Origin of the sequence: Agrobacterium sp. 10MFCol1.1, assembly GCF_000381165.1 — a bacterium.
In the GTDB taxonomy this organism is placed as follows: Bacteria; Pseudomonadota; Alphaproteobacteria; order Rhizobiales; family Rhizobiaceae; genus Agrobacterium; species Agrobacterium tumefaciens.
Genome location: NZ_KB906074.1, coordinates 95,255 through 119,724 on the forward strand (window position 1 = coordinate 95,255; position 24,470 = coordinate 119,724).

25 protein-coding genes and 1 tRNA gene are annotated in these 24,470 nt (G+C 60.1%); 6 read left to right on the top strand and 20 right to left on the bottom strand.

Translation table 11 applies throughout. From position 1 onward, the window contains the following. Window positions 1–50 precede the first annotated feature (50 nt). Window positions 51–1,241: an efflux RND transporter periplasmic adaptor subunit gene (locus tag F617_RS0108745; RefSeq protein WP_013636766.1), complete on the bottom strand. Its 1,191-nt coding sequence runs from the start codon at window positions 1,239–1,241 to the stop codon at window positions 51–53. Window positions 1,242–1,357: 116 nt separating this feature from the next. Next, window positions 1,358–2,155 carry an alpha/beta hydrolase fold domain-containing protein gene (locus F617_RS0108750; RefSeq protein ID WP_013636765.1) on the bottom strand — a complete coding sequence of 266 codons (798 nt, stop codon included), beginning with the start codon at window positions 2,153–2,155 and terminating at the stop codon, window positions 1,358–1,360. Between the two features lie 134 nt (window positions 2,156–2,289). On the opposite strand from F617_RS0108750, the gene F617_RS0108755 reads away from it, so the two are divergent. Beyond that, window positions 2,290–3,189: a LysR family transcriptional regulator gene (locus F617_RS0108755; RefSeq protein WP_003514057.1), complete on the top strand. Its 900-nt coding sequence runs from the start codon at window positions 2,290–2,292 to the stop codon at window positions 3,187–3,189. A 9-nt stretch (window positions 3,190–3,198) separates the two neighbouring features. On the opposite strand, the gene F617_RS0108760 is transcribed toward F617_RS0108755, so the two are convergent. Beyond that, the gene (locus F617_RS0108760) at window positions 3,199–4,098 is read right to left on the bottom strand and encodes a LysR family transcriptional regulator (RefSeq protein WP_026330747.1); all 900 of its coding nucleotides are present in this window, start codon (window positions 4,096–4,098) and stop codon (window positions 3,199–3,201) included. 162 nt (window positions 4,099–4,260) lie between these two features. Between F617_RS0108760 and F617_RS0108765 the strand changes: the two genes are divergently transcribed. After that, the gene (locus F617_RS0108765) at window positions 4,261–5,442 is read left to right on the top strand and encodes an MFS transporter (protein WP_019565074.1); all 1,182 of its coding nucleotides are present in this window, start codon (window positions 4,261–4,263) and stop codon (window positions 5,440–5,442) included. Window positions 5,443–5,508: 66 nt separating this feature from the next. After that, complete coding sequence (locus tag F617_RS0108770) at window positions 5,509–6,342, top strand: aldo/keto reductase (protein ID WP_019565075.1); 834 nt, start codon at window positions 5,509–5,511, stop codon at window positions 6,340–6,342. Between the two features lie 142 nt (window positions 6,343–6,484). Here the strand turns inward: F617_RS0108770 and F617_RS0108775 are convergent, their stop codons facing one another. Together F617_RS0108775 and F617_RS0108780 are read right to left on the bottom strand one after the other, a co-directional pair. Next, window positions 6,485–8,446 (bottom strand): methyl-accepting chemotaxis protein, encoded by a 1,962-nt coding sequence (locus F617_RS0108775; protein WP_026330748.1) that lies wholly within the window; start codon window positions 8,444–8,446, stop codon window positions 6,485–6,487. 403 nt (window positions 8,447–8,849) lie between these two features. Beyond that, a tRNA-Gly gene (locus F617_RS0108780) sits at window positions 8,850–8,924 on the bottom strand. A gap of 373 nt (window positions 8,925–9,297) precedes the next feature. Between F617_RS0108780 and F617_RS0108785 the strand changes: the two genes are divergently transcribed. Then, on the top strand, window positions 9,298–9,519 hold the full coding sequence (locus F617_RS0108785) for a hypothetical protein (protein WP_013636760.1): 222 nt from the start codon (window positions 9,298–9,300) through the stop codon (window positions 9,517–9,519). A 77-nt stretch (window positions 9,520–9,596) separates the two neighbouring features. Here the strand turns inward: F617_RS0108785 and dps are convergent, their stop codons facing one another. The 10 genes from dps to F617_RS0108835 form a co-directional block, all read right to left on the bottom strand. Beyond that, a complete protein-coding gene (gene dps / locus F617_RS0108790; RefSeq protein WP_003514046.1) occupies window positions 9,597–10,085 on the bottom strand; it encodes a DNA starvation/stationary phase protection protein Dps in 489 nt (162 codons plus the stop codon). 125 nt (window positions 10,086–10,210) lie between these two features. After that, window positions 10,211–10,969, bottom strand: coding sequence for an ABC transporter ATP-binding protein (locus F617_RS0108795; protein WP_019565077.1), 759 nt, complete (start codon window positions 10,967–10,969; stop codon window positions 10,211–10,213). Continuing rightward, on the bottom strand, window positions 10,966–11,934 hold the full coding sequence (locus F617_RS0108800) for an iron chelate uptake ABC transporter family permease subunit (RefSeq protein WP_019565078.1): 969 nt from the start codon (window positions 11,932–11,934) through the stop codon (window positions 10,966–10,968). The genes F617_RS0108795 and F617_RS0108800 overlap by 4 nt, the downstream gene beginning before the upstream one ends. Further along, on the bottom strand, window positions 11,927–12,892 hold the full coding sequence (locus tag F617_RS0108805; RefSeq protein WP_013636757.1) for an ABC transporter permease: 966 nt from the start codon (window positions 12,890–12,892) through the stop codon (window positions 11,927–11,929). Before F617_RS0108805 ends, F617_RS0108800 begins: the two co-directional genes overlap by 8 nt. A gap of 119 nt (window positions 12,893–13,011) precedes the next feature. Further along, window positions 13,012–13,950: a siderophore ABC transporter substrate-binding protein gene (locus F617_RS0108810; RefSeq protein ID WP_013636756.1), complete on the bottom strand. Its 939-nt coding sequence runs from the start codon at window positions 13,948–13,950 to the stop codon at window positions 13,012–13,014. A 200-nt stretch (window positions 13,951–14,150) separates the two neighbouring features. Then, complete coding sequence (locus F617_RS0108815; protein ID WP_003514037.1) at window positions 14,151–14,411, bottom strand: hypothetical protein; 261 nt, start codon at window positions 14,409–14,411, stop codon at window positions 14,151–14,153. 129 nt (window positions 14,412–14,540) lie between these two features. Next, complete coding sequence (locus tag F617_RS0108820) at window positions 14,541–16,058, bottom strand: tripartite tricarboxylate transporter permease (RefSeq protein WP_003514036.1); 1,518 nt, start codon at window positions 16,056–16,058, stop codon at window positions 14,541–14,543. A 107-nt stretch (window positions 16,059–16,165) separates the two neighbouring features. Beyond that, window positions 16,166–16,660, bottom strand: a complete 495-nt coding sequence (locus F617_RS0108825; RefSeq protein WP_019565079.1) for a tripartite tricarboxylate transporter TctB family protein — start codon at window positions 16,658–16,660, stop codon at window positions 16,166–16,168. Further along, a complete protein-coding gene (locus F617_RS0108830) occupies window positions 16,657–17,601 on the bottom strand; it encodes a tripartite tricarboxylate transporter substrate binding protein (protein WP_019565080.1) in 945 nt (314 codons plus the stop codon). The genes F617_RS0108825 and F617_RS0108830 overlap by 4 nt, the downstream gene beginning before the upstream one ends. Window positions 17,602–17,853: 252 nt before the next feature. Then, window positions 17,854–18,933 (bottom strand): ABC transporter substrate-binding protein, encoded by a 1,080-nt coding sequence (locus F617_RS0108835; protein ID WP_019565081.1) that lies wholly within the window; start codon window positions 18,931–18,933, stop codon window positions 17,854–17,856. Window positions 18,934–19,002: 69 nt separating this feature from the next. On the opposite strand from F617_RS0108835, the gene F617_RS0108840 reads away from it, so the two are divergent. Both F617_RS0108840 and F617_RS0108845 read left to right on the top strand, forming a co-directional pair. Beyond that, entirely contained in the window at window positions 19,003–19,683 is a 681-nt protein-coding gene (locus F617_RS0108840; protein WP_025594373.1) for a response regulator transcription factor, read from the top strand. Then, window positions 19,680–21,056: a sensor histidine kinase gene (locus F617_RS0108845; RefSeq protein WP_019565082.1), complete on the top strand. Its 1,377-nt coding sequence runs from the start codon at window positions 19,680–19,682 to the stop codon at window positions 21,054–21,056. Before F617_RS0108840 ends, F617_RS0108845 begins: the two co-directional genes overlap by 4 nt. A 42-nt stretch (window positions 21,057–21,098) precedes the next feature. Here F617_RS0108845 and F617_RS0108850 read toward each other — a convergent pair whose 3' ends face one another. From F617_RS0108850 to F617_RS0108870, 5 genes are all read right to left on the bottom strand, one after another. Then, window positions 21,099–21,428, bottom strand: coding sequence for a hypothetical protein (locus tag F617_RS0108850; RefSeq protein ID WP_026330749.1), 330 nt, complete (start codon window positions 21,426–21,428; stop codon window positions 21,099–21,101). A gap of 98 nt (window positions 21,429–21,526) precedes the next feature. Beyond that, the gene (gene purU / locus F617_RS0108855) at window positions 21,527–22,411 is read right to left on the bottom strand and encodes a formyltetrahydrofolate deformylase (protein WP_003514019.1); all 885 of its coding nucleotides are present in this window, start codon (window positions 22,409–22,411) and stop codon (window positions 21,527–21,529) included. A 194-nt stretch (window positions 22,412–22,605) separates the two neighbouring features. Then, window positions 22,606–23,382, bottom strand: a complete 777-nt coding sequence (locus F617_RS0108860; RefSeq protein WP_019565084.1) for a YbaY family lipoprotein — start codon at window positions 23,380–23,382, stop codon at window positions 22,606–22,608. A gap of 155 nt (window positions 23,383–23,537) precedes the next feature. After that, entirely contained in the window at window positions 23,538–24,059 is a 522-nt protein-coding gene (hutX, locus tag F617_RS0108865) for a heme utilization cystosolic carrier protein HutX (protein WP_019565085.1), read from the bottom strand. 9 nt (window positions 24,060–24,068) lie between these two features. Next, complete coding sequence (locus tag F617_RS0108870) at window positions 24,069–24,416, bottom strand: antibiotic biosynthesis monooxygenase (RefSeq protein ID WP_003514016.1); 348 nt, start codon at window positions 24,414–24,416, stop codon at window positions 24,069–24,071. Window positions 24,417–24,470 lie beyond the last annotated feature (54 nt).

Sequence of the window (24,470 nt, forward strand, 5' to 3'; positions counted from 1 at the left end):
GGTGAGGGCCGGTTCTTTGTGAAATGCGTCTCGCCGGAGGCGGGACGGCGTTATTGCGAGGCGGCGACCTTGTCTTCCGCCTGCGGTGCGATGGTTGCACCGGGGCGAATGCGCTGCAGGCCGTTGACGACGATCGTATCGCCGGCTGCAAGGCCGCTGTCGATGATGCGCTGGCCGTCAGCCGGTGCGCCGGGCTTGATCTGGCGGTAGCTCACCTTGTTTTCGGCATCGACGACAAAGACGAACCGCTTGTCCTGATCCGTGCCGATGGCGCGGTCGCTGATGACTATCCGGTTTTCCGGCTTCGGTTCACCCATGCGCACCCGCACGAACTGGCCGGGAATGAGCCTGCCATCAGGATTTTCGAAGACCGCACGCACACCAATGGTGCCGCTGGCGGAATCGACCTGGTTGTCGATGAGGTGCAGGGTGCCCTTGATCGGCGTGCCTTCATCCGAAAGCGTGCCGATTTCCACCGGGATCTGTTCGAGCGCGGGCAGGGCGTCGGTCGTCTTCGGCAGCTCGGAAAGCGCTTTCGCTACCGTTCCTTCGCTGGCGTTGAAGCTGGCATAGATCGGGTTGACCGAAACCAGCGTCGTCAGGGCAGGCGATGTCGAGCCGGCGGCAACGAGGTTGCCGGCGGTGATTTCGATGCGGCCGACCCTGCCGGAAACCGGTGCAACGATTTCGGTGTAACCAAGATCGAGCTGAGCCGTCGTCAGCGTCGAGCGGGCGGCGCGAAGCTGGGCTTCGGCATCCGCAAACGAGCTTTGCCGCTGGTCGAGATCGCTCTGGGAGATCGTGCGATTGTCGGAAAGCCTGCGGCCACGGTCGAGTTCCGTCTTGGCAAGGCTGACCTTGGCTTCGGCGGAGGCGACCTGGGCTTCAGCACCTGCAACGGCTGCCTGATAGGGGGCCGGATCGATGGTGAAGAGGGGGTCGCCTTCCTTCACCAGCGCGCCTTCGCGGAAATGCACGGCCTTGATCTGGCCAGCGACGCGGGAGCGGATCTGCACGCGGTCGACGGCTTCGAGACGGCCGGAAAATTCTTCCCAGCGCATCACATCGCGGCTTTCCACCTTGGCGACGGTGACTGGGATAGCCGGCGTTTCAGCCGGGGTGGAAGCTGCCGTCGCATCACGGCTGGTGGGCAGGTCGAAAATGAGTGCTGCGGCTGCAACGGACATAGCAAGCCCGATACCGGCGCCCGTCAGGGCCCGGCGCTTTGTGGTCAGCGTCATGGGTCTCTCCTTGGCTCGGATCAGGAGCCGGTCAGTTTCTCTATCTGTGTGTTTTGTCGCAAGGTCCGGGCGTAAAACCGCTACGCACTTTTACTGGACATGCTCAAAATGCGATTTCAGTGTTTTATCTGGTCAACGAAGGTCTTGAACTCCGAACAGACGGATGGGACCCATCCGCCGCCCTTTCCTTGATAAAGCCCCGTCCAGCCAATACCGGCGGGGAAAACATGCTGCCGGACGCTGACACCGGAGGCGATGAGCCTGTCGGCATAACCGACCGTTTCGTCGCGCAGAGGGTCGTCCTCGGCGGTAAAGATCAGCGCCGGCGCCACCCGGTTCAGCCGCGTACACTGGCAGGGCGCGGCATAGGGGTGAAAAAACCCGCAGGCCTTGGCAAGGTAATGGCTCCAGCCATCCGCCCAGCGCTGGCGCATGCCGATCCTGTCCGCATCGCGGAAGGATTCCGTCGTCATCATCGGGTCGATCATGGGCGACAGAAGTATTTGACCGGCAAGCTTGCCCGGCATGCGGTCCCGCGCCTTCAGCGCAAGCCCAGCCGCCACATTGCCACCAGCCTCTTCGCCGGCCACAAACAGCAGCGATTTCGCGCCGCCATAATGCTTGCGGTCCCGGCTCAGGTGATCCAGCGCTTCGAAGGCACAATCGATCACCATCGGAAACTCGTTGCCGGACGACTTGCTATAGTCGGCCTCGACGACGATCGCGCCGCTTTCAGCGAGCGCGCGTGCCACCGGAAGCTCCGGGCAATTGCCGCCCTTTTCAAGAAACGAGCCGCCGCGCAAATAAAGGACCACGGGCGGGTTGGTGCACAGGCCGGCACTTTCATATCGGCGCACGGAAAGCTGGGACGCTGAGCCCCCACAGCCTTCGATATTTTCCCAGTGCGCTTTCATCTGATCCGGTCCCGTGCGCCGCCATCAGCAGCTCACCATATTTGCAAAATCTGAAATTCATATTATTGTTCGGGAGAAAACGATCAAGTACATCAAAATGAAAACACTATTCCAAAAAAACGGATAATAGCGACATGGATCAGCTTTCCGCCATGCGGGTATTCACTCGCGTCGTCGAAACCGGCAATTTCAGCCGCGCCGCGACCGCGCTGAACATGCCCAAAACCACCGTCACCAACATGGTCCAGGCGCTGGAGGCGCATTTACATACCACGCTTCTCAACCGCACAACGCGGCGGGTGATGCTGACGACGGACGGCGCTCTATATTATGAGCGGGCCTCGCAGATTCTGTCGGAAATCGAAGAGCTTGATGGCAGCATGTCCAGCGCGCAGGTGCAGCCGTCTGGCCGGTTGCGGGTGGAAATGGCCGGTGTCTTCGCGGACCTCGTGGTTATTCCACATCTTTGCGAATTTTACCAGCGCTATCCGCAAATCCGGCTCGATCTCGGCGTCGGCGACCGTCTGGTCGATTATATCGCGGAGAATGTCGATTGCGCGCTGCGGGTCGGCACGTTGCGGGATCAATCCCTTATAGCGCGCAAGGTCGGCGAGCTGAAATTCGAAACCTTCGCCTCTCCCCTGTACATCGAGAGTTTCGGCATGCCGCAACAGCCGGAAGATCTCGAAAACGGACATCATTCCGTGGGATATTTCAATGCCACCACTGGCCAGATCATGCCGATCTCATTCGACAACGGGCTTCGCAGCGTCGAGATTACGCCCAACTATGTCGTGTCGGTGAATGACAGCCGCACCTATCTCAACGCCGCGCTGGCGGGCATGGGCATGGTGCAGCTGCCCGTTTTCATGGTCAAGGATGCGCTTGCGCGTGGCGAGCTTGTGCCGGTTCTGCCGGAATGGCGGCGCGAACCGATGCCGATCTATGTGGTCTACCCACAGACGAGGCACGTCACCAACAAGGTCCGTGTTTTCGTGGACTGGCTGGCGAAGATGGTTCACAGCCTCGTCTGAGGCAGCTAGTCACCGCCCGACCTTTGCCGCGACAAAATCGATAAAGGCGCGTACGCGGGCGGCCAGGTGATCATGTCCGGCATAAACGGCGTGGATCACCTCCATGTCGCGCGGATTGTAATCCTCCAGCACCGGCACGAGCAGACCGGCCTCGATATCCGGCTCGACATGAAACTCTCCGACCCTTCCCAGCCCAAGGCCCGTCAGGCACAGCCTACGCATTGCCATGCCGCTGTTGACCGAGGCGTTGCCGGTCACGGGAAGGCGGTAGACCTCTGTCGTGCCGGGATCACGGAAAGGCCATTCGTTGAGGCTGCGACTGAAATTGAAGCTGATGCAATTGTGTTGGGCCAGATCGTGCGGCTTTTCCGGCATGCCATGTTTTTCGATATAGGCAGGGGAGGCGACGATGATCCGTCGGACCTCTTTCAGCTTTCTTGCCTTGAGGGACGAATCCGCCATCCCGCCGGATCGTATCGCTATGTCGGTGCGCTCCTCGATCAGGCTGATGACGCCGTCGGTTAGCGAGATATCCAGTTCGATTTCCGGATAAAGAGATAAAAACTCCGGTGCGAGCGGCAGAAGATACCTTTCGCCGAAGCCCAGCGTGGCGTTGACACGCAATAGCCCCCGCGGCACCACCTTGCCGCCGCCTGCTACGATCTGCTCCGTATCGGCGATGTCGGCCAGAATGCGCCTTGCCCGAGAAAGATAGATTTCCCCCTCCGGCGTCAGCGTCACCACGCGGGTGGAGCGAGCGAGAAGGCGGGTGCCGAGGCGGTCTTCAATGCGGGTGACAAGTTTGCTCACCGCCGAGGGTGAAAGCTTGAGCCTGCGCCCGGCTGCGGAAAAACTCCCCAGCTCGGCTGCCGCGACGAAGACTTCCATTTCTCCGGCCCTGTTGTCCATCGCTGCACCACTTGTGAAATTAATTCAAAGGCCTTTATCCAATCTTGCTGATTATCAAGCAAGTCCCCTTCGCCCATATTGCAATCACACAGTTGATCCAACCGGACAGTACCCGCTGTCCATAACGCCCGCGATCCCGCTCCGGGCGAAGAGGTACTCGTCATGCCATTGGCCATATTTGCCTTGACGATCGCGGCTTACGCGATCGGAACCACGGAGTTTGTCATCGTCGGTCTTTTGCCGACGGTCGCCGCAGATCTCCACATTACCCTGCCGCTTGCCGGCCTTATCGTCAGCGTTTACGCGCTGGGTGTCACTTTCGGTGCGCCGATCCTGACTGCGCTGACCGGCAAGATCGAAAGAAAGCCGCTGCTGCTGGGTCTGATGGCGCTGTTCGTCGTCGGTAATGTCGCAGCCGCCGTGTCGCCAAGCTATGAGACGCTTCTGGTCGCGCGGGTGCTTTCCGCCTTCGCCCATGGCGTGTTCTTCTCCGTTGGCGCCACCATCGCCGCCGATCTCGTGCCGGAAAACCGCCGTGGCTCGGCGATTGCCATGATGTTCATGGGTTTGACCGTCGCCATCGTCACCGGCGTGCCGATCGGTACCTATATCGGGCAGATTTTCGGCTGGCGCGCCACCTTCTGGGCGGTTGCAGGTCTTGGTGTCATCGCCTTTGCCGGTATCGCGGCCCTGTTGCCGGGCACGCTGAAGAAAGCGCCGCCCGCCAGCCTTCTCGATCAGGTGCGGGTGCTGGGTTCCGGCCGACTGCTCATCGTTTTCGCCATGACCGCACTTGGTTACGGCGGCACCTTCGTCGCCTTCACCTTTCTGGCGCCGATCCTTCAGGATGTCACAGGCTTCTCCGAAAAGAGCGTCGGCCTGATCCTTGTGCTCTACGGCATCGCCATTGCCGCCGGTAATATCGGTGGCGGCAAAATCGCCAACCACAATCCGGTCAAGGCGTTGATCGGACTCTTTCTGGCACAAGCCATCGTGCTTCTGGTCTTTTCCTTCACCGCCGTTTCGCCGGTTCTGACCCTGATCACGCTGGTGGCGCTCGGCTTCCTGTCCTTCGCCAACGTTCCCGGCCTGCAGCTTTATGTGGTGCAGCTGGCCAAGGAACACCGCCCCGGCGCTGTCGATGTCGCCTCGGCGCTCAATATCGCCGCCTTCAATCTCGGCATCGCGATTGGTGCGTGGCTTGGCGGTCTGGTGGTGGAATCGCCGATGGGCCTTGCCGCAACCCCGTGGGTTGGCGCCATCCTTGTCGCCATTGCCCTCATTCTCACCCTCTGGAGCGGTGCACTCGACCGTCGCGCCTCGCTCTCGCTGAAGACTGCGTGAGTTTTTCATATAAATCCCGGCCATTGCCTAAGGGCTGGCCGGGCGCACCCTGAAAGGAGAAAATATATGTTTGATGTCACCGCCAACGGCGCATCGATCCCGGCGCTTGGCTTCGGTACCTTCCGTATTCCCGGCCCCGATGTTCTTCGGATCGTTCCGCATGCCCTGAAGGCCGGCTTTCGCCATATCGATACCGCGCAGATTTACGGTAATGAGGCCGAAGTCGGCGAAGCCATTGCCGGTTCCGGCGTGGCACGCAGCGATATCTTCCTGACCACCAAGGTCTGGGTGGAGAACTACAGGCACGACGCCTTTCTTGCCTCCGTCGATGAGAGCCTGAAAAAACTGAAGACCGATTATGTCGATCTCCTGCTTCTGCACTGGCCGAACGAAGCGGTAACGCTGGCCGAGCAGATCGGCGCGCTGAACGCGGTTCGCGACGCCGGAAAGGTTCGCCATATCGGCGTGTCCAACTTCAATACGGCGCTGATGGCTGAGGCGGTCAGTTTGTCAAAGGCACCGATCGCCACCAATCAGATCGAATACCATCCCTATATCGATCAGGATATGGTGATCGCGGCGGCCAAGGCTGCCGGCATGTCGGTGACGGGTTATTACGGTATGGCCGACGGCAAGGTTTTTGCCGATCCGGTTCTAAAGGACATCGCCGCAAGCCGGGGCAAGTCGGTGGCGCAGGTGGTGCTGCGCTGGCTCGTGCAGCAGCAGGGTGTGATTGCGCTTTCGAAGACGGTGAGCGAAGCCCGTGTTGATGAAAACCTTGCGATCTTCGATTTCACGCTGTCGGTCGCTGAGACGGATGCGATCCGCGCTCTTGCTCGACCGGATGGCCGTATCGTCTCGCCGGACGGGCTTGCACCGGTATGGGACGCGGCTGCCTGACAGTTGCCAACGGGTGTGGGTGGAATTCCTCCTGGTGCCGTCACCCGGGTCTAGCCCGGCATGACGGAGGAGCGGTTTTCACTGATATAGATAACCTTAAGACACCCGGATAAGCTATCCGGGTGTCGTCTGAGAGAGTGGATCAGAATTCGCCCCATGTCTGATCTTTCGAGGCCGTGGATACGCCGAGCGCTGCGGCCACCTGGCCGATCATGCGACGCGCCGGGGATGGTCTCGGCTGTGCGTTGTCCGCAACTCGCACCGGCGCTGAAGGCTTATATGCGGTTCTAGCCGTGCTGGTGCTGGCCATTGCGCCATCCAGCTTGAACTGGCCGACGATCTGGCGGAGTTTTTCGGCATCACCGGCAAGCGATGCGCTGGAGGCCGTCGCCCTTTCGACCATCGCGGCATTGTGCTGCGTGACCTGGTCCATCTGGTTCACCGCGCTGTTGACCTCGGCCAACCCGACCGACTGTTCCCTTGCGGATGTCGCGATGGCGTCGAGTTGTGTATTGATGGCGATGACGTGACTTTCAATGATCTTCAGGGCGCCGCCGGTTGCGGTCACGAGTTTCACGCCGTTCTGCACTTCGTCGGCGGAGTTGCGGATAAGCTCCTTGATTTCCTTGGCCGCTTGCGCCGAGCGCTGGGCCAATTCACGCACTTCCTGTGCCACAACCGCAAAGCCCTTGCCTGCCTCGCCCGCACGGGCCGCCTCGACGCCGGCGTTGAGTGCCAGAAGATTGGTCTGGAAGGCAATCTCGTCGATGACGCCTATGATGTTGGAAATCTGGCTTGAAGAGCTTTCTATGCGCTTCATGGCATCGACCGCAGTTGCGACGACCTGACCGGATGTCTGCGCGGATCTGTTGGCCTCGACCGCCACGATCCGCGCCTCCTCAGTCCGTCTGGTCGAATTGCTGACGTTGCTGGTTATCTGGTCGAGCGCTGCGGCTGTTTCTTCCAGCGATGCGGCTTGGGTTTCCGTGCGTTGCGACAGGTCGCTCGCACTCGAACTCAACTCGCGAGAGCCGTTGTCGATCGTGGCCGTTACATCGGCAACGGACAGCAGTGTTTTGCTAAGCTGGTTTACGGCGATATTGAAGTCCGCACGCAGGCTTTCGAATTCTGCGGAGAAAGGCGTTTTCAGCTGGTAGGACAGGTCGCCATTGGCCATATGCTTCAGACCTTCGGCAAGGCCGCTGGTTGCTTCCGCCATTTCGGCGGCGCGCCTGCGATCAATTTCGGCGGTTCTTTGACGCTCTGCCTCGGACTGGTTACGCGCCTGCGCCGCATCTGCTTCCAGCCGGCGGGCCTTTAATTCGTTATCCTTGAAGACCTCAACCGCCTTTGCCATCGTGCCGACCTCGTCGCGCCGGTCCGTTCCCTCGACATTGACGGACAGGTTACCCTCCGCAAGCGTTTGCATGGTGCCGACAAGACCGCGGATCGGCGTGACAAGCCAGCTGCTGATCGCGAAATATCCGATGACGACGACAGTGATGAAGCCGAGGACGACCGCCGCGACGGTAATCATTGCAGTCCGTTGGCTTATGTCGCTCAGATCATCGCTCTGCTTGGCGCTACGGTTCGAAATATCAGTGGCTATCTGCGTAAGTTTCGCGCCGATCTTGGCAAAGACTGGCTGGCACTCGGTGCCAAACGCTTTTTGCGACGCAAGTGCCTCATCCACGGTTGATGCGGTTCGTCCCAGGTGCCAGGCGTTCTTGCACGTCACATCATAGAGCGTCGTCACGTCGTCCTTGAGTACGCGCAGGCGGTTGTCTTCGGGGATATTGGCGATGGCTCCATCCATCGATACCATGAACTTGTCGCGTGTGGCCTTCACCTCAGCTTCGGCAGCGGCATTACCCTGTTCCGTAAAGGCGATCATCATATCGGCCAGAGCCGCACGCCCGTTCAGCAGTTCCTTGTTCGCGAGCGCCAAATTCAAGGCCGCTGCGCTGTCACGAGCAATAAGATCACTATAACTTCCATCGATCGATTTGATCTGTATGGCGGAGTAGGCCGCAATCAGGATTGCACATACGCCGAATAGCGCAAATACCGTCAAAAACTTTCCGACAACGGGAATATTTCTCATCGTTATGGCTCCCACAAGAAAATCGAGCCCTTCATGGGTCATATTTCGGCATCATGCGCTTTTCCGGTGATGATTATACTTACAAATTTAAGAAATAATTATTTATTATTAGTAATTACGTATCTTATAATAAGATACTGTACTCTTATATTAAATAAGAATAGTATTTAATACTGACTAATTCTCATGAGAATCCAAATCGGCTGTCATGTCTTGCACGTCCGCAAACGCCTTCCCGAAGCGAATAAGTTTGGTATCTAGGGCACGGGACTATGGTTGGGCGTCAGATCGGCCCAGAACATGCGGGTAGGCTTCGGTTGAAGGGGAGCTATCTGGGACCGGCGGCAAAATCAGGGCGGTGCCTGTAAGCGCTTTGACATTCCCGACGTTTTCCAGGTAAAACTGGAGCGGGCGAAGGGATTTGAACCCTCGACCCCAACCTTGGCAAGGTTGTGCTCTACCCCTGAGCTACACCCGCTCAAAAACCGCTGGTCCGGGGTAGTTCGCTGGACCGCGGGCCGCCAAAGCGTGGCGACGGGTGCTATATCGCTCAATCGTTTTTGGAATGCAACAGTTTCTTTTGCGGTTTCGGTGGAAATCCGTCTGGCCTGTGGGTTTATTCAAAACGGCCGGGCCGATGCGTCGTAAAAAAGGGTGTTGGCGGGCGAAGGTATTGTTTCAGCTGGCCTTTATTTGGGTTGTAAAAGCACACAACCGGCCGGATGGCCAAAAAATAACCTGTTTACATTTGGTTAAAATCTGATTCGACAAGTGATTCGTTCGGGTGTACAAATTTCATGTCCACAAACAAAGAAACGATACTTGGCATGTCATCATCGGGAGGATGAGCCTTGTCGTATGCAGCTTTTGAAAGAGTCGGCGCACAATTGTCGCCCCAGCAGATCACTGATCTGCAGAATATTTTCGACGGCGTATGTTTCGAGTGCCTTCAAGATCGCTGTAGCCACGTCGCCAACGAGTGCGCGGCGGTTTTGATCCGTAGCGCCCAGCGCGGCATTCTCGATCATGAGATGTTGCGCGACATCGGTCTTGCGGTTTTACGTCGGCACTGATTGCGCCATTTCATAAAAAAAGCGCCCGGGCATCTCGGGCGCTTTCGTGTGTGTGGTGTCGGTAGCCGCGTTGCGGGTCAGCTCTTTTCCTGAACGTGCGCCTCGAGGAACCACAGCGCCTTGTCGAGATCGCGCGAGGCGGCGGTGAAGATATCCGCTGTCGTCGGGTCGCCGGCCTCGTCGGAATCATCGATAGCCTTGCGGATCATGTTGGCCACGTCGCCATAACGGGCGATCAGTTCGTCCAAATGATCGTGGATCTTGTAGATATCGGTCGGATAGGCCTTGAGCTTGGTCGTCGAAGAGACGGATTGCAGGCTACCGAGGGCCGTGCCGCCAAGCTGCACCACGCGTTCGGCAATGGTATCGCCGTGATTGTCGAGCTGGGCGCGGAAGGTGTCGAGAAGTTCGTGCACGGCGATGAATTGCGGACCTTTCAGGTTCCAATGCGCCTGCTTGGTCACCAGTGCAAGGTCGATCACCGAAGCGAGCGATTCGTTCAGAATACCCATCACCGTTGATTTGGCGTTGGAAGGCAGGTCGTTCTTCGTCTTGTGCGTCTTCATCGATGTCTCCTGACGTTGCGGACGGAATGCCGTTTGGCAAAATCTCCGCCGATTAACGCCCTGGCCGGTTGCCCTGTTCCGTCGCTCGGACGGCAATGGCAAAAAACCTCTGCAATCGTCGTATCTCACTCATAAAACAGACAGATGCGTCGACCGTCTATGTCGTTGACACTGATGGTCATGTCGTAGATTTCCCGCAGAACCTCCGGACGGATAATCTGTTCCGCCGGTCCCTGGCGGCAGATTCGGCCATCACGCATGGCGATGATGGTGTCGGAGTACCAGGAGGCGAAGTTGATGTCGTGCAGCACCAGAACCACGGTCTTCTTCAGCTCGTCGGCGGCGCGACGCATGATCTTCATCATGCTTGAGGCGTGTTTCATGTCGAGATTGTTGAGCGGCTCGTCCAGGAGCACATAGTCCGTGTCCTGACACAGAACCATGGCCACGAAGGCGCGCTGACGCTGGCCGCCGGAAAGCTCGTCGAGAAAGCGGCCGGAAAGGGTTTCGAGATGGAGATATTCCAGCGCCCGGTCGATATGGACCTTGTCCTCGATGGTGGGACGGCCCTTCGAATAGGGATAACGTCCAAAACCGACGAGATCGCGCACCGTCAGGCGTGACGAGATGTGGTTGTCTTGCCTGAGGATCGAGAGCCGTTTTGCCAGCGTGTCGGAAGGGGTCTTGGTCACATCCAGCCCGTCCACCGTCACGGTTCCCGCATCCATGGACATCAGCCGTGCCACGATGGAGAGCAGCGTGGATTTTCCCGCCCCGTTCGGCCCGATGATGGAGGTGACGCCGCCTGCCGGAATGGCGACGGAGACGCCATCGACAACAACCGTGTCGCCATAGGATTTGCTGATCTGACTGGCGATGATCATCGCGCACCCCGCTTGAGAATAAGACCGATAAAGACGATGCCGCCCAGAAATTCGATGATGATGGAAAGCGCCGTGTTGAAGGCGAAGATCCGCTCCAGCACCACCTGACCGCCGACCAGGCAGATGATGGCGATGAGGATTGCAGCCGGCAGCACATAGGCATGTTTGCCGTTGCCTGTGAGATAATGGGCCAGCGCCGCAACCAGCAGCCCGAAGAACATGACAGGGCCGACGAGTGCGGTGGAAACGGCAACGAGAACGGAGACCAGCACGAGGATGATCGTCACCGTTCGCTTGTAGTCCACGCCAAGGCTGATGGCCGTTGCGCGGCCGAGCGAAAGAACGTCGAGCGTGTGCAGGAGCCGCAACCCTATAATCGTCACCACGCCGACGATGATGGCTGATACCGCAAGAAGGGTGGGATCGATGGAATTGAAGCTGGCGAACAGCACATCCTGCAGCACCGCATATTCATTGGGGTCCAGCACGCGCTGCATGAAGCCCGAGAGGCTGCGAAAGAACACGCCGAAGACGATGCCGACCAGCACCAGAAGATGCAGGCTGCGTTCCGCGCCGACGAAAAGCCAGCGGTAGAGCAGGGCGGAGAAGGTGACGAGCAGCGCGGTTTCGGCAAGAAACTTCAGTTGCGGATCGATCATCACCACGGTTGCCGAGCCAAACACGAAGATCAGCGCCGTCTGCACCAGCACATAGAGCGAATCGAAACCCATCACCGAAGGGGTGAGAATGCGGTTGGTGGTGACCGTCTGGAACAATACCGTCGAAACGGCGATGGCATAGGCCACCAACAGCAGCGACAGAAGCTTGATGCCGCGAAACGGCAGGATGAAGCTCCAACTGCCCTTTGCACCGAGCGTCATGAAGGCAGCCATGGAGATGAGCGCCAGTGCGAGAAGCATCAGCAGCACGAGTTTCGCGCGCCGGTCGGGATGTCTCTCATGCATGGTGGCGTTTCCGGAGCAGGAGATAGAGGAACAACGCGCTGCCGATGACGCCGACCACGGTTCCGATCGGTATCTCATAGGGCGCGCGCACCGTTCTGCCGATGATGTCGCAGGCAAGAACGAAGACCGCGCCAAGCGTCGCCACCCAGGGCACGGAACGGCGCATATTATCGCCGATCATCAGGCTGACCACATTCGGCACAATCAGGCCGAGAAAAGGGATCATGCCGACGGTCACGACGACGACGGCACTGACCAGCGAGACAATGGTGAGGCCGAGCGCCATTACCCGGCGGTAGTTCAGGCCGAGATTGGTGGTAAAGTCGCGCCCCATGCCTGCCACCGTGAAACGGTCGGCGGCGAGATAGGCGGCGATGGCGAAAACGAAGCCGATCCACAGCAATTCATAGCGGCCACGCAGCACGCCGGAAAAATCCCCGGTCATCCACGCGCCGAGCGATTGCAGCAGATCGAAACGATAGGCGAAGAAAGTGGTGACGGCAGAAATGACGCCGCCCAGCATGATGCCAATCAGCGGCACCAGCAGCACATCGCGCAGCGGCACCTGCCGCAGAATACGCAGGAAAAGTGCGGTTCCAGCCAGCGCGAAAGCGGCCGCCACCAGCATCTTGCCGAAGATCGGCGTTTCCGGGGCAAGCAGGGTGACGGTGAGCAGGCCAAGGCCGGCGGATTCGGTGGTGCCAGCCGTCGAAGGCTCCACGAAGCGGTTGCGCACCAGCATCTGCATGATGAGACCGGCAATCGCCATCGAGCTTCCGGCCAGTATGAGCGCCAGCGTGCGCGGAATGCGGCTGACGAGGAGCACGCGCAGTGCATCCGCGCTCGTATCCGGTGCAAAAAGCGTCGCCAGCGAGACGTTGCTCACGCCGACGAACAGGCTGACGATGGCGAGTGTCAGCGCCAGAAGGAGGGCGAGGATGAGGGACAGGGATTTCACGTCAGTGGTTTTTCGAAAATGGTGATGGCTCGCTTCGACCTCGCAGATTGCCCGGAGGACTGAACCTCTCCTTCGTCATCCTCGGGAGAAGCCCGGGGATGACGTCGCGAAGGCAGTTTTTACGACTTCTTCTCGGACACGGCCTCGTAGACCTGATCAAGCAAGGTGGTGAGCGCCGTATAACCGCTGCTGACGATATAGGCCGCCTGCGGGTCGAGATAGACGATCTGCTTTTTCTTCCAGGCGTTGGTCTGGTGGATCAGTTCGTTGTCCAGCACCTGGGCGGCGGCCTTGCCTGGGTCCGTTGCGCGGCCGATGCCGGCATCGCGGTCAATCACGAACAGCCATTCGGGATTGACCTCTGCCAGATATTCGAAGGACACGACATCGCCCCGGTCGAAGCGGTCGTCGATATCAGGAGCGACCGGCTTGAAGCCGATTTCCGTGTGCAGCCAGCCGGTGCGCGAGCTTGGGCCGTAAACACCGACCTTGCCGGCATTGGTGACGAGGATCATCGCCGTGCCGGAATTCGGCGCGATGGCCTTCAGCTTTGCGACCTTCTCGTCAATGGAGGCGTCGAGCTTCTTTGCTTCTTCCTGCTTGCCGAAGATATCGCCGAGCTTGGTGATATTGGCTTTGACGCTCGCGATGAATTCCTTGGAATCGATCGACATGTCGATGGCGGGGGTGATCTTCGCAACATCGGGATATTTCGCACGCGAACGGCCGCCGACGATGACGAGATCGGCTTCTGCCGCATTGATCGCCTCGTAATCGGGTTCGAACAGCGTGCCGACCTTCAGATATTTGCCATCGGCATATTTTTGGAGATAGGTCGGCAGGTTGGAACCAAGGACACCAGCTGGCTCGACGCCCATCGCATCGAGATTGTCGAGCGAGGGGATATCCAGAACCAGAACCTTTTTCGGCGCGGCTTTCAGAACGGTCTCGCCCTGCGCGTGCTTGATCGTCATTTCCTCAGCGCCTGCGGTCATCGCGCCAAGGCTGAAGGCCGCTGCTGCCAGCAGCCGAACGGGGAAGGTGAAGTTGATGGCCACGGATATGTCCCTTGCAATATGGTTCTTGACCCTGCGGAAGCGGATCCCGCAGGCGTAACTTGATGTTCGCTGTCAGCTTTATTGGCAAGGTATGCGGAAATCAAAAATATGTTTTAGAATGGTTCTGAATTGCCGTGAGCGGGAAATGTGTGTGGCACCGGAAGCAAACCCCGGAGCCACATCAGGGGCCGTATCTTCTTTCAATTCGGCGGCCAGTCGCCGACGATCTCGCGTCTTTCCAGTTTCAGCGACCGGTCAGGCTGGATGCGGTAGGTTTCAATCGCCAGCCGGCCATCGCCCATGACGAATTCGTGGCTGAGCGTGCTGCCGATGGGTGACTTGGTCAATTTGGTATGGGGTTGTCCGCCATAGGTGATGCTGCCCGGAATGGGTTGCACGTCGGGTGCCGCGGTGGCGCAGCCGGCAAGGCCCAGAACCAGCATGATCGCGATCTTGCGCATGTTTTTCTCCTGCGTTGGACAGGAATACTATCACGGCCGTGCCTGCGCCACACATCCCGTTGCCGTGAATAAAAAGGGCCCCGCATCCGGAAGGAGACGGGGCCAGTTGCCTTGGGAGGCTGTTTGTTATCAGTCCTCGTTGGCGGCAAGCTGCGTCAGCACCTCGCCGCGGCCGCGGATGCGCATGATGAGCGGGACGATGAAGGCGGCGGCTGCGACAAGGAACAGGCCGACGGCAATCGGTGAGGTGAGCAGCACGGTCGGGTCGCCCTGGCCGATGGCGAGTGCACGGCGAAGCTGCTGTTCGGCAAGCGGCCCGAGGATGAGGCCGACCACGGCAGGCGCGATCGGATAACCGAAGATGCGCATGATGTAACCAAGGATACCGAAGGCGAGCAGCATGCCGAGTTCGAACACGGACGGGTTGGCGCCGATGGTGCCGAGCGTCGCAAACAGCAGGATGCCGGCATAGAGCCAGGGTTTCGGGATGGTCAGCAGCTTCACCCACAGGCCGATGAGCGGCAGATTGAGCACCAGCAGCATCAGGTTGGCAATGAACAGGCTGGCGATAAGGCCCCAGACCAGCTGCGGATTGGTGGCAAACAGCAACGGGCCGGGCTGAAGACCGAACTGCTGGAAACCGGCGAGCATGATGGCAGCGGTTGCCGTCGTCGGCAGGCCGAGGGTCAGGAGGGGCACGAGCGTACCGGCAGCGGAGGCATTGTTGGCGGCTTCCGGACCGGCAACCCCTTCGATGGCGCCATGGCCGAATTCTTCCGGATGTTTGCTGAGCCGCTTTTCGGTTGCATAGGAAAGGAAAGTGCCGATTTCAGCACCACCGGCAGGCATGGCGCCAATGGGGAAACCGATCAATGTGCCGCGCAACCAGGGCTTCCAGGAACGCGCCCAGTCCTGCGCACTCATCCAGACCGAACCCTTGACGGCTTCGACCTTCTCGTCGCCACTCTGGCCCTGCGCAACGATGAACAGCGTCTCGCCGATGGCGAACATGGCCACCGCAAGCGTCGTCACTTCCACGCCGTCGAGAAGGTCGGGAATGCCGAAGCTCATGCGGGTCTGGCCGGTCAACTGGTCGATACCGACGATGGCGAGCGCGAAGCCGATGAACAGCGAGGTAAGGCCGCGCAGTGCCGAATCTCCGAAAGCCGAGGAGACGGTGACAAAAGCGAGCACCATCAGCGCGAAATATTCGCGCGGGCCGAAAACCAGCGCCAGCTTGACGATATAGGGTGCAACAAAGGCGAGAGCGACGGTGGCGATGAGACCAGCGACGAAGGAGCCGATGGCGGCGGTGGCAAGTGCCGGACCGCCGCGGCCCGCACGGGCCATCTTGTTGCCTTCGAGCGCAGTCACGATCGATGCGCTTTCGCCCGGCGTGTTGAGCAGGATCGAGGTGGTCGATCCGCCATACATGCCGCCATAATAGATGCCGGCGAACATGATGAGCGAACCGGCGGGATCAAGCCGGTATGTAACGGGCAGAAGCAGAGCGACCGTCAGCGCCGGCCCGATGCCGGGCAGAACGCCGACGGCAGTGCCGAGTGTCACGCCGATCAGCGCATAGAGCAGGTTCATGGGTTGGGCAGCAACCTCAAGACCGTGCAGCAGGAATTCAAACGTACTCATGGACAGATGTCCCCCAAATCGAGCAGATGGGCGGGCGGAACGGCTGGCGTTTGCGTCATCGCGCGCCGGCGGTTTCCTGTGATCTCGAATTTTGGCCGGAATGGCTGTTAGAACAACAGCCGCTCCAGAGGCCCGGCAGGCAGAGAAAGTTGCAGCAGCCGCGCAAAGATGATCCAGATGACGAAGCTCAGAGCGATGCCGACGGGGATCGAATACCAGAGCTTGCGTTTGCCGAAGGCGCGCGCCGTAAACGCAAACAGCAGACCGGTAGCGATGGAGAAACCGGCGACGTTCAGCAACAGCATCTGCGCGGCAAGGCCGGCGACGACCCATATGACCGGGGCGACTTCCTGTTTGTCCCGTTCAGGAAAATCACCGCGCCAGGCTTCGATGGCCGTCCAGAGCGCAAGGCCGACAAGACAGAAGGCGATGGCGTAGGGGACCGTTGCCGGACCGACCGGCGAGTAGCCGGTGACGCTGGCGAGACGCGCACTGTCCCAGAAGATCACGCAGGCGATAAGGACGAGGGCTACGGCGATCGCCAGCGCCGCCCAGTCAGGGCGGCGCTCTTGATGTTGTGAAGGGTTGGAACCCTGGCTCATTTTACCAGTCCGATTTCTTTGAGGATGGCGGCGGTGGCGGCGGTGTCCTTGGCAAGCTGCGCCTTGAACTCGTCACCGGAAAGATAGGTATCCATCCAGCTCTTGGTCTTCAGCGTTTCCTGCCACTTTGCGGATTTCGCCAGCTTCTCGATATCGGCGCTGACGGCCTTTTCCTGTTCCGGCGTCAGGCCGGGAGGAGCAGCGACCATGCGCCAGTTCTGCACGACGACGTCGAGGCCGCTTTCCTTGAGCGTCGGCGCGTCAACGCCTTCCAGCTTCTCTTCGCTGGAAACGGCCAGCAGGCGCAACGTGCCCGCCTTGACCTGGCTTTCGAATTCGCCGTAGCTCGAAATGCCGGCTGTTACCTGCGAGCCGAGGATCGAGGCAAGCGCTTCGCCGCCGCCGGAATAGGCGATGTAGTTGATCTTGGTCGGATCGACGCCGGCCGCCTTGGCGATCAGGCCAACAGCGATATGATCGGTGCCGCCGGCCGAGCCGCCGCCCCAGGACACGCTGCCCGGATCTTTTTTGAGCTGGTCGACGAGGTCGCCGATGGTTTTCAGCGGCGAGGATGCCGGAACGACGATTGCTTCATATTCACCGGTCAGGCGGGCGATTGGCGTCACTTCCTTGAGGGTGACGGGCGCCTTGTTGGTGAGGATCGCGCCGACCATCACGTAACCGCCGACGATCAGGGCGTTCGGGTTGCCCTTCTGCTGGCTGGCGAACTGTGCAAGACCGATGGTGCCGCCGGCACCTGGCACGTTCTGCACCTGAACGCTCTTGGAAATGCCTTCTTCCTGCAGCACGGTCTGCAGGGAACGCGCGGTCTGGTCCCAGCCGCCGCCGGGATTGGCCGGCGCGATGATGGTGTAGTCCGCTGCGACCGCCGGAAGCGCGATCACGCCTGCCAGAAATGTGCCGATAAGAAAATGTTTCACTTAGAAAACCCTCCTCAGGATGCCCTTTTTGGGCGTCGTTTTTCGTTTATGCGGAAGGGAGTTTCAGGCCGTGCTTATCCTGACGCTGCCAGGGCAGCGCGGAGCTCTACGGTCCTCAAGATTTCCTCCCGCATCTTCTTCCGCCTCCACGGAATGAAGAAGGATTGCAGAGCATCATAAAAAGCTGTCATCTAACTGACGCACCGCAAGTCCTTGCGCATTTACTCTCTATTAATTTGTGCTTGCCGTCTACTATTGCGAGCGTAGCGCCTCGTTCCACCGCTCGATCAGGCGGCTGCGCTTGACCTGATCCAGATAGACCATCAGGCCCGGGCTGACGGGCACAGGGCGCAATTGTGCGCCGTGGATCGCCTGCATGGTGTTGGCGGTGTTTTCGCCCGCCACGTCAGGGCTGACGGCGGGGATCTGCAATTGCCGGGCCATGATCGTCTGGCCCTCCTTGGACATGAAGAATTCGAGATAGCGGCGGCCGAGCGCCGGGTTGGCGGCGGCTTCCGGCACCAGCCCGATGCGTGACATGACCACGGTATAGTCCTTGGGCAGCACGATACCGACATCGGGATGGCGCGAGGCCCAGTCGGCCGCGTAGGAACCGAGAATATTGTAGCCCAGCACGAAGCGCCCGTCGGAGACACGCTCCAGAATGGCGGATGACGTGGAATAGACCTTCACGCCGGCCGCGCCCATGGCCTTGATGACGCTCCATATATCGCCGAACTGCTCCTGATCGCGCGACATGAACAGGAAGCCGACGCCGGAGCGCTCAATGTCGTAGGTAGCGATGCGGCCATGCACTTCCTTGGCGTGGCGCTCAAGATAATCGACGAATTCGGCACGGGTGGCGGGCGGCTTTTCGGTGGTGAAGCTCGGCTTGTGATACACGAACACCGCCGGCTCGAAGGTCAGCGCATAGGCGGTGTTGCGCCAGTTGGCCCAGGTGGGCCAGCGCGCGCTCATGGCAAGGTCGGAGCGCTGGGCGTAACCGTCATTGCTCAACTTCACCTGCAAATCCATGGCGGATGAAAAGGCGAAATCGGCGGTCTTTTTGCCCGCATCGGTTTCTTTCACGATGCGATCGTAGATTTCGCCGGTCAGCATGTCCTCGTAATGGACGGCGATATCGGGGTTGGCCTTCTGGAAACCCTCGATCATCGGCGTGGCCAGCGGTTCGTCCAGCGAGGAATAAACCACCAGCGTTTCCGCATCCGCCTTGCCTGATGGTGCAGGGAAAACGGCGACTTGTGCAAGCGCCGGTGAGGCCATGCAAAGACAGAGACAGAGAAAAACGGCGATACGCATGGAAAAGATCATGCCGCACGCGCTTGCCATTCACAAGCGCCAAGGGCTTGGATAAGCTCGGCAATGTTGCGGGAGGAAGAATTGCGTATTTTGCTGGTCGAGGACAATCAGGTGCTGTCGGAAGGGCTGTGTGCGCTTCTGCGCGGCAGCGGTTATGCCGTGGATGTCGTTTCAGACGGCGCTTCCGCCGACGCTGCGATTGCGGCGGAAAATTTCGATCTCGTCATTCTCGACCTCAACCTGCCGGAAATGGACGGCATCGAGGTGCTGCGCTCCATGCGCTCGCGCCAGGACAAGGCGGCGGTGCTGATCCTGACGGCGCGTGGCACGCCGGAGGAGAAGGTCAAGGGGCTCGATCTCGGCGCCGACGACTACATGATCAAGCCCTTCGACATCACCGAATTTGAGGCGAGGGTGCGGGTGCTGCTGCGCCGCAATGCCGGCCTGCGCTCGTCTACGCTCGGCTTCGGCAAAGTCCTGTTCGACCTCACATCCCGCACCTTTTCAGCCGATGGGCGCCCGCTCGATATTCCGGCGCGTGAAGTGGCGCTGCTCGAGGTGCTGTTCATGCGGGCGGGCAAGGTGGTTGCCAAGGAGGCGATCGTGCAATCGCTGACCGGTTTCGACGACGAGATATCAGGCAACGCCATCGAGCAATATGTCAGCCGGCTGCGCAAGCGGCTTGCCCCCCACGGGCTGACGGTGAAGACGGCACGTGGCATCGGCTATTATCTGGAAAAGCTGCCGGAGATGGCTGAATGAGACAGGCCGCCTATTCGCTCAGGCGGCGTCTTTTAGGCTGGCTTCTCATCTCCACCGCCATCATCGGCTGCGTTGCGCTCACTGATACCTGGCGCGAGGCGGTCAATACGGCCAATGTCGTCTCCGACCGGGTGCTGTCAGGTTCCGCGCTTGCGATTGCCGAGCGGGTGGTGGTGGCCGAAGACGGCTCGCTGGAGGTCGATATTCCCTATGTTGCGCTGGAAATGCTGACATCGGCGGCGCAGGACCGGGTGTTTTATCGTGTCGACGGGCCAAACGGGCAATTTCTCACCGGTTACCAGAACCTGCCGACGGTGGAGAATCCGGCCGGAGAAACGCCTGCCTATCGCGATGCAGTGTTTCGTGACGAGCCGATCCGCATCGCCGCGATCCGCCGTTTTGCCTCCACCGGCATCAATTCCGTGCCCTTTTCCGTGACGGTGGCTGAAACGACGATCGCCCGCAGCCAGCTTGCGCAGGCCATCATCCTGCGCTCGGCCTTGCGCCTGCTGTTCATGATCGTGGGCGCGGCGATCATTGTCTGGATCGCGGTGACGATTTCGCTCCGGCCGCTTTACCGGCTCAGCGAAGCGATTGCCGAGCGCAGCCCTAACGACCTGCATCCAATCCGGCAATCCGTGCCGGTGGAGGTGGAAAATCTGGTGGAAACGGTCAATTCCTTCATGGTGCGGCTGCAATCGGCGCTCGATGCGCTCAGGCATTTCACCGGTAATGCCAGCCATCAATTGCGCACGCCGCTTGCCATCATCAGCACCCAGCTTGCGCTTTCCGCCCGCGCCGCAAGTCTCGAAGACGCGCAGGCGGCGGCGCGCAAGGGCGGCGCTTCGGTGGCCCATGCCGAACACATCCTCGCCCAACTGCTGCGCATGGCCAATATCGATGCCGCCGGTTCGAGCGAAAAACATGATTTTTCCCAGATCGACCTCGTGGCGGTGGCGCAAAACGTGACGGCAGATTTCGTGCCACGCGCGGCCGACGCCGGTATCGATCTCGGTTTCGAAGGCGAGGGCGAAGCGACAATTCTCGCCGAGCCGCTCCTTATCGGTGAACTGATCGGCAATCTCGTTTCCAATGCCATCAACTACGCGGGGCGTGGTGCGGAAGTCACCGTGCGCGTCGGCAGGCAAGCGGGCGCCGTCTGGCTGGAAGTGGAAGATAACGGCCCCGGCATACCCACGGAAAAACGCGCCATGGTGCGCCAGCGCTTCGCCCGCGGCGAAGCCAACGCCGCCCCCGGCGCCGGCCTCGGCCTTGCGATCATCGAGGAGATCGCCGGGCTGTTCGGCGGGCGACTGACGCTGGAGGACGGCGCGGGAGGGCGGGGCTTAAGGGCCCGGGTGGAGTTTTCCTGAGGCGGCACTGCTGCGCCGTCCCCTTGGATGAGACTCGCGGTCCTATTCGTTCATCTTGTCGATAAGCTGCATCATGATGTCAGCGCAGGCCTTCATCGGCTCGTCATCGGCACATTTGACGTCGATTTTGCGCTCGCCGTCTTCAATCCTGAAATGCGCTGCCTTGGAGGGCGGGGGTGGCATTCTCCTGCCATGCGGGCCGTCCCGCCAGCCTGCTTCCCTCGGACCACCAGGGCCGGGCGGAGGAGGTGGCGGCGGCGCATCCGCCCTTGAACCAGCGTCCGCTGGTCCTGGCGGTGGTGGCGGCTGCTGGGCGAAGCTGGACCCCGCCGCGATGAGAAACGCGGCGCCGGCAATGACGAGTTTTTTCATGTGAGAGACCTCGCTGTTGGGCTACAGTGAAGAAACGGTCACATGGGATGCTCGGTTGCCGGTCGGTAAAAATAATTCCGCGTCGTTTTCGTGGCGTCTTAGCCCATCCGTTCCGAAGCGTAGCTGCCCGGGCTTGGCGGGAAGACTACGGTGCGGTTGCCGTTGATGAAAGTGCGGTGGTGGATGTGGGCATGGATGGCGCGTGCCAGTACCTGGCTTTCCACATCACGGCCAAGAGAGACATAGTCTTCGGCAGATTGGGCATGGGTGACGCGCACCGTGTCCTGCTCGATGATCGGGCCTTCGTCCAGATCGGCGGTGACGTAATGGGCTGTCGCGCCGATCAGCTTTACGCCGCGGTCATACGCCTGCTTGTAGGGGTTGGCGCCCTTGAAGGATGGCAGGAAGGAGTGGTGGATGTTGATGATACGGCCCGACATCTTGCGGCACATGTTATCGGACAGCACCTGCATGTAACGCGCCAGCACCACCAGTTCGGTGCCGCTGGTCTCGATCAGGTCCATCAGCTGCGCTTCGGCCTGCGGCTTGTTTTCCTTCGTTACCTTGATGTGGTGGAAGGGAATATCGTGGTTGACCACCACTTTCTGATATTCGAAATGGTTGGAGACGACGCCGACGATATCGATCGGCAGCGCGCCGATCTTCCAGCGGTAGAGCAGATCGTTGAGGCAATGGCCGAAGCGGGACACCATCAGAAGTGTTTTCATGCGCTGGCCGTCGCTATAGATGCGGGCTTCCATGCCGAATTTTTCCGCCACCGGCTGAAAGCCCTCGGTGATGGCCTGCATCGTCGCGCCTTCTTCGGAAATGAAGGAAACACGCATGAAGAACTTGCCGGTCTCGAGGTCGTCAAACTGCGAACTGTCGACGATGTTGCAGCCCTTTTCCGCCAGATAACCGGAAATCGCGGCGACGATGCCGCGGGTCGATTTGCAGGCTACTGTCAGAACATAGGTTGTCATTCGTTTTCCCTCAAAGACTTTGAACCGGCGCAGTTGGCGCGTTCCATAGCGCAGCTCTGTGGCGGAGCAAAGCGCCAAGACGAGTGCAGCAAAGTCATAAAACGGGAAAAGGGGCCGCGCCGTGCCGGAAGCGACATGGAATGTTCCACGGCCAGCACGGCGGCGGCAGGCGTTGCCGCCTGCCGTTACCGCTCTCAGGCGCGGCGCAGGCGCATGGCCGGGCGGCCGCGGCCGTCGATCAACTCCAGCGTGCCTCGGCGCGGCTCGAGCCGGAAGGAGCGGGCGCCTTCAAGCGCTTCGATGAACTGCCTTTCCTGGCGCATGATGTCAGGAGCGCAGGCCATCTGGGTGGAAATCATCCGGCCGAAATCGACGCGGTTGCGGCTTATCTTCACCTCGCCGCCGATGCCGTTGCAGCCGGCATTGCCGGAAACGCGGCCCTCGCGGGAAATTTCCAGCGTTGCCTCGCGGCGGCCGCGAACCCTTTCGCCACGGATTTCCTGCACCAGCCAGCGCCCCTCAATGCCAGCCTGCGGCTCCGGCCTGCCTGGAGCCGCCGCCACCCGTTCCAGAACGAGATCGGTGTCGTCACGCCCACCGGCCAGAACCGAGTAACGGCGCGTGGTGGTGAAGAGCAGCCGGTCGCCCTCTCGGATTTCGGCGCTGAGCGCATAGGAGCGGCGGCCACGGATGTCGCGGTCGTCATAACGCAAAACGAAGGGTACCGGCACCTGCCCACGCGGGCGTATGGTTGTTTCGGCGATCGTCTGCGAAGGCGCATCCGCCAGCGAGACATCGATGAGGCGTACCGTAACAGTCGCGCCCGGCGGCAGGGCGATCCGCTCGCGATAGGAAACGCTGCCGCGCAGGCTTGCGGGTGCGGCAGCCGCACCGCCCGCTGCAAAAAGCGGTGCAAGCGCGAGGAGCCCTGCGAAATTCCGGCGCGAAAGAAGTGGCTGGCGGTCGTTCATGGTGCTTGCTCCGTGCAGCTGATCGAATTTCAGCGGATGATAAAAAACGGCACTGAACGGGCGATGAACCGGTGAATGTTTCCTCACGAGTGGGGCTGAGCCATCACGGATTGATGAGGAAGGAGGGAGGCCACCACCAGCAGCCTCCCATTCACTTAGCCACGGAAACTGTCCCGCAGCGCTTCGAACTTCGCCAGCTGATCGCCACGCAGTTCCTTGTTTTCGTCGCGACGGACGAAAATCTTGAACATGGCACCGCCGGCGGCATTCATGAACCAGACGGAACAGGAGCGTCGGCCGTGAAAACCGCGATCGACGAAGGTGATGCCGGTGCAATTGTCCTTCTTGATGTGGCCGCCGATGGGGCTGTCACCGTGGATGTTGAACCAGCCGTGGCTTTCGCTGCCCTCTGGCAGGTCGCCCGGCACTTCCAGCACGATATCGCCGGTCTGGACGATCATCAGGACTTCGCCCCAGCCGCGCATCTCGTTCCAGATCGCGTCGAACTGATCGGAACCAGCCGAAACGGCCGCACCTTGCGGCAGGATCGCCAGAACTTCGGCTGATGTCACCTCTGCCTTGGCGGCAATGGCTTCCACGATGCCGTCAGGCTTTTCGGCAAGTGCTGCGGCAGCGCGTGCCTGCCGGTCATCGGTCTTTTGGGCTGCAATGCTCATCGGCGAGCCTCAGGCGGCAATCGAACGGCGTTCGCCATTCTTGTCTTCGTGGATGATGACGTCAAAACCTTCGAAATGCGGGCCGGAAAGATATTCGACCTTGCCACGGTTCTCACCGGCCTTGGCATGGGCGGCACGGAACTGTTCGGACTTGGTCCAGCTCAGGAAATCGTCCTTGGTGGCCCAGACGGTGTGCGAGGCATAGAGCGTATGGTCATCCGCCTTCGGGCCTTTCAGCATGTGAAATTCGATATAGCCCGGCAGCTCGCTCAGGTGCGATTTGCGCTCGCGCCAGATGGATTCAAAGGTATCCTCATAGCCCGGTACGACGCGAAAACGGTTCATTGCGATAAACATGGAAGTCTCCCTTTAAGTTTACAGTTGCAGTCAGGATATCCAGCCAAAGCGTGG

What these genes read in the sequence shown, in the direction of transcription:
- F617_RS0108750 (WP_013636765.1), bottom strand. Translation starts at nt 2,155, where the DNA reads ATGAAAGCGCACTGGGAAAATATCGAAGGCTGTGGGGGCTCAGCGTCC.
- dps (WP_003514046.1), bottom strand. Translation starts at nt 10,085, where the DNA reads ATGAAGACGCACAAGACGAAGAACGACCTGCCTTCCAACGCCAAATCA.
- F617_RS0108800 (WP_019565078.1), bottom strand. Translation starts at nt 11,934, where the DNA reads ATGCATGAGAGACATCCCGACCGGCGCGCGAAACTCGTGCTGCTGATG.
- F617_RS0108755 (WP_003514057.1), top strand. Translation starts at nt 2,290, where the DNA reads ATGGATCAGCTTTCCGCCATGCGGGTATTCACTCGCGTCGTCGAAACC.
- F617_RS0108835 (WP_019565081.1), bottom strand. Translation starts at nt 18,933, where the DNA reads ATGATCTTTTCCATGCGTATCGCCGTTTTTCTCTGTCTCTGTCTTTGC.
- F617_RS0108775 (WP_026330748.1), bottom strand. Translation starts at nt 8,446, where the DNA reads ATGAGAAATATTCCCGTTGTCGGAAAGTTTTTGACGGTATTTGCGCTA.
- F617_RS0108860 (WP_019565084.1), bottom strand. Translation starts at nt 23,382, where the DNA reads ATGAACGACCGCCAGCCACTTCTTTCGCGCCGGAATTTCGCAGGGCTC.
- F617_RS0108870 (WP_003514016.1), bottom strand. Translation starts at nt 24,416, where the DNA reads ATGTTTATCGCAATGAACCGTTTTCGCGTCGTACCGGGCTATGAGGAT.
- F617_RS0108815 (WP_003514037.1), bottom strand. Translation starts at nt 14,411, where the DNA reads ATGCGCAAGATCGCGATCATGCTGGTTCTGGGCCTTGCCGGCTGCGCC.
- F617_RS0108770 (WP_019565075.1), top strand. Translation starts at nt 5,509, where the DNA reads ATGTTTGATGTCACCGCCAACGGCGCATCGATCCCGGCGCTTGGCTTC.
- F617_RS0108745 (WP_013636766.1), bottom strand. Translation starts at nt 1,241, where the DNA reads ATGACGCTGACCACAAAGCGCCGGGCCCTGACGGGCGCCGGTATCGGG.
- F617_RS0108765 (WP_019565074.1), top strand. Translation starts at nt 4,261, where the DNA reads ATGCCATTGGCCATATTTGCCTTGACGATCGCGGCTTACGCGATCGGA.
- F617_RS0108850 (WP_026330749.1), bottom strand. Translation starts at nt 21,428, where the DNA reads ATGAAAAAACTCGTCATTGCCGGCGCCGCGTTTCTCATCGCGGCGGGG.
- hutX (WP_019565085.1), bottom strand. Translation starts at nt 24,059, where the DNA reads ATGAGCATTGCAGCCCAAAAGACCGATGACCGGCAGGCACGCGCTGCC.
- F617_RS0108820 (WP_003514036.1), bottom strand. Translation starts at nt 16,058, where the DNA reads ATGAGTACGTTTGAATTCCTGCTGCACGGTCTTGAGGTTGCTGCCCAA.
- F617_RS0108845 (WP_019565082.1), top strand. Translation starts at nt 19,680, where the DNA reads ATGAGACAGGCCGCCTATTCGCTCAGGCGGCGTCTTTTAGGCTGGCTT.
- F617_RS0108760 (WP_026330747.1), bottom strand. Translation starts at nt 4,098, where the DNA reads ATGGACAACAGGGCCGGAGAAATGGAAGTCTTCGTCGCGGCAGCCGAG.
- F617_RS0108825 (WP_019565079.1), bottom strand. Translation starts at nt 16,660, where the DNA reads ATGAGCCAGGGTTCCAACCCTTCACAACATCAAGAGCGCCGCCCTGAC.
- F617_RS0108795 (WP_019565077.1), bottom strand. Translation starts at nt 10,969, where the DNA reads ATGATCATCGCCAGTCAGATCAGCAAATCCTATGGCGACACGGTTGTT.
- purU (WP_003514019.1), bottom strand. Translation starts at nt 22,411, where the DNA reads ATGACAACCTATGTTCTGACAGTAGCCTGCAAATCGACCCGCGGCATC.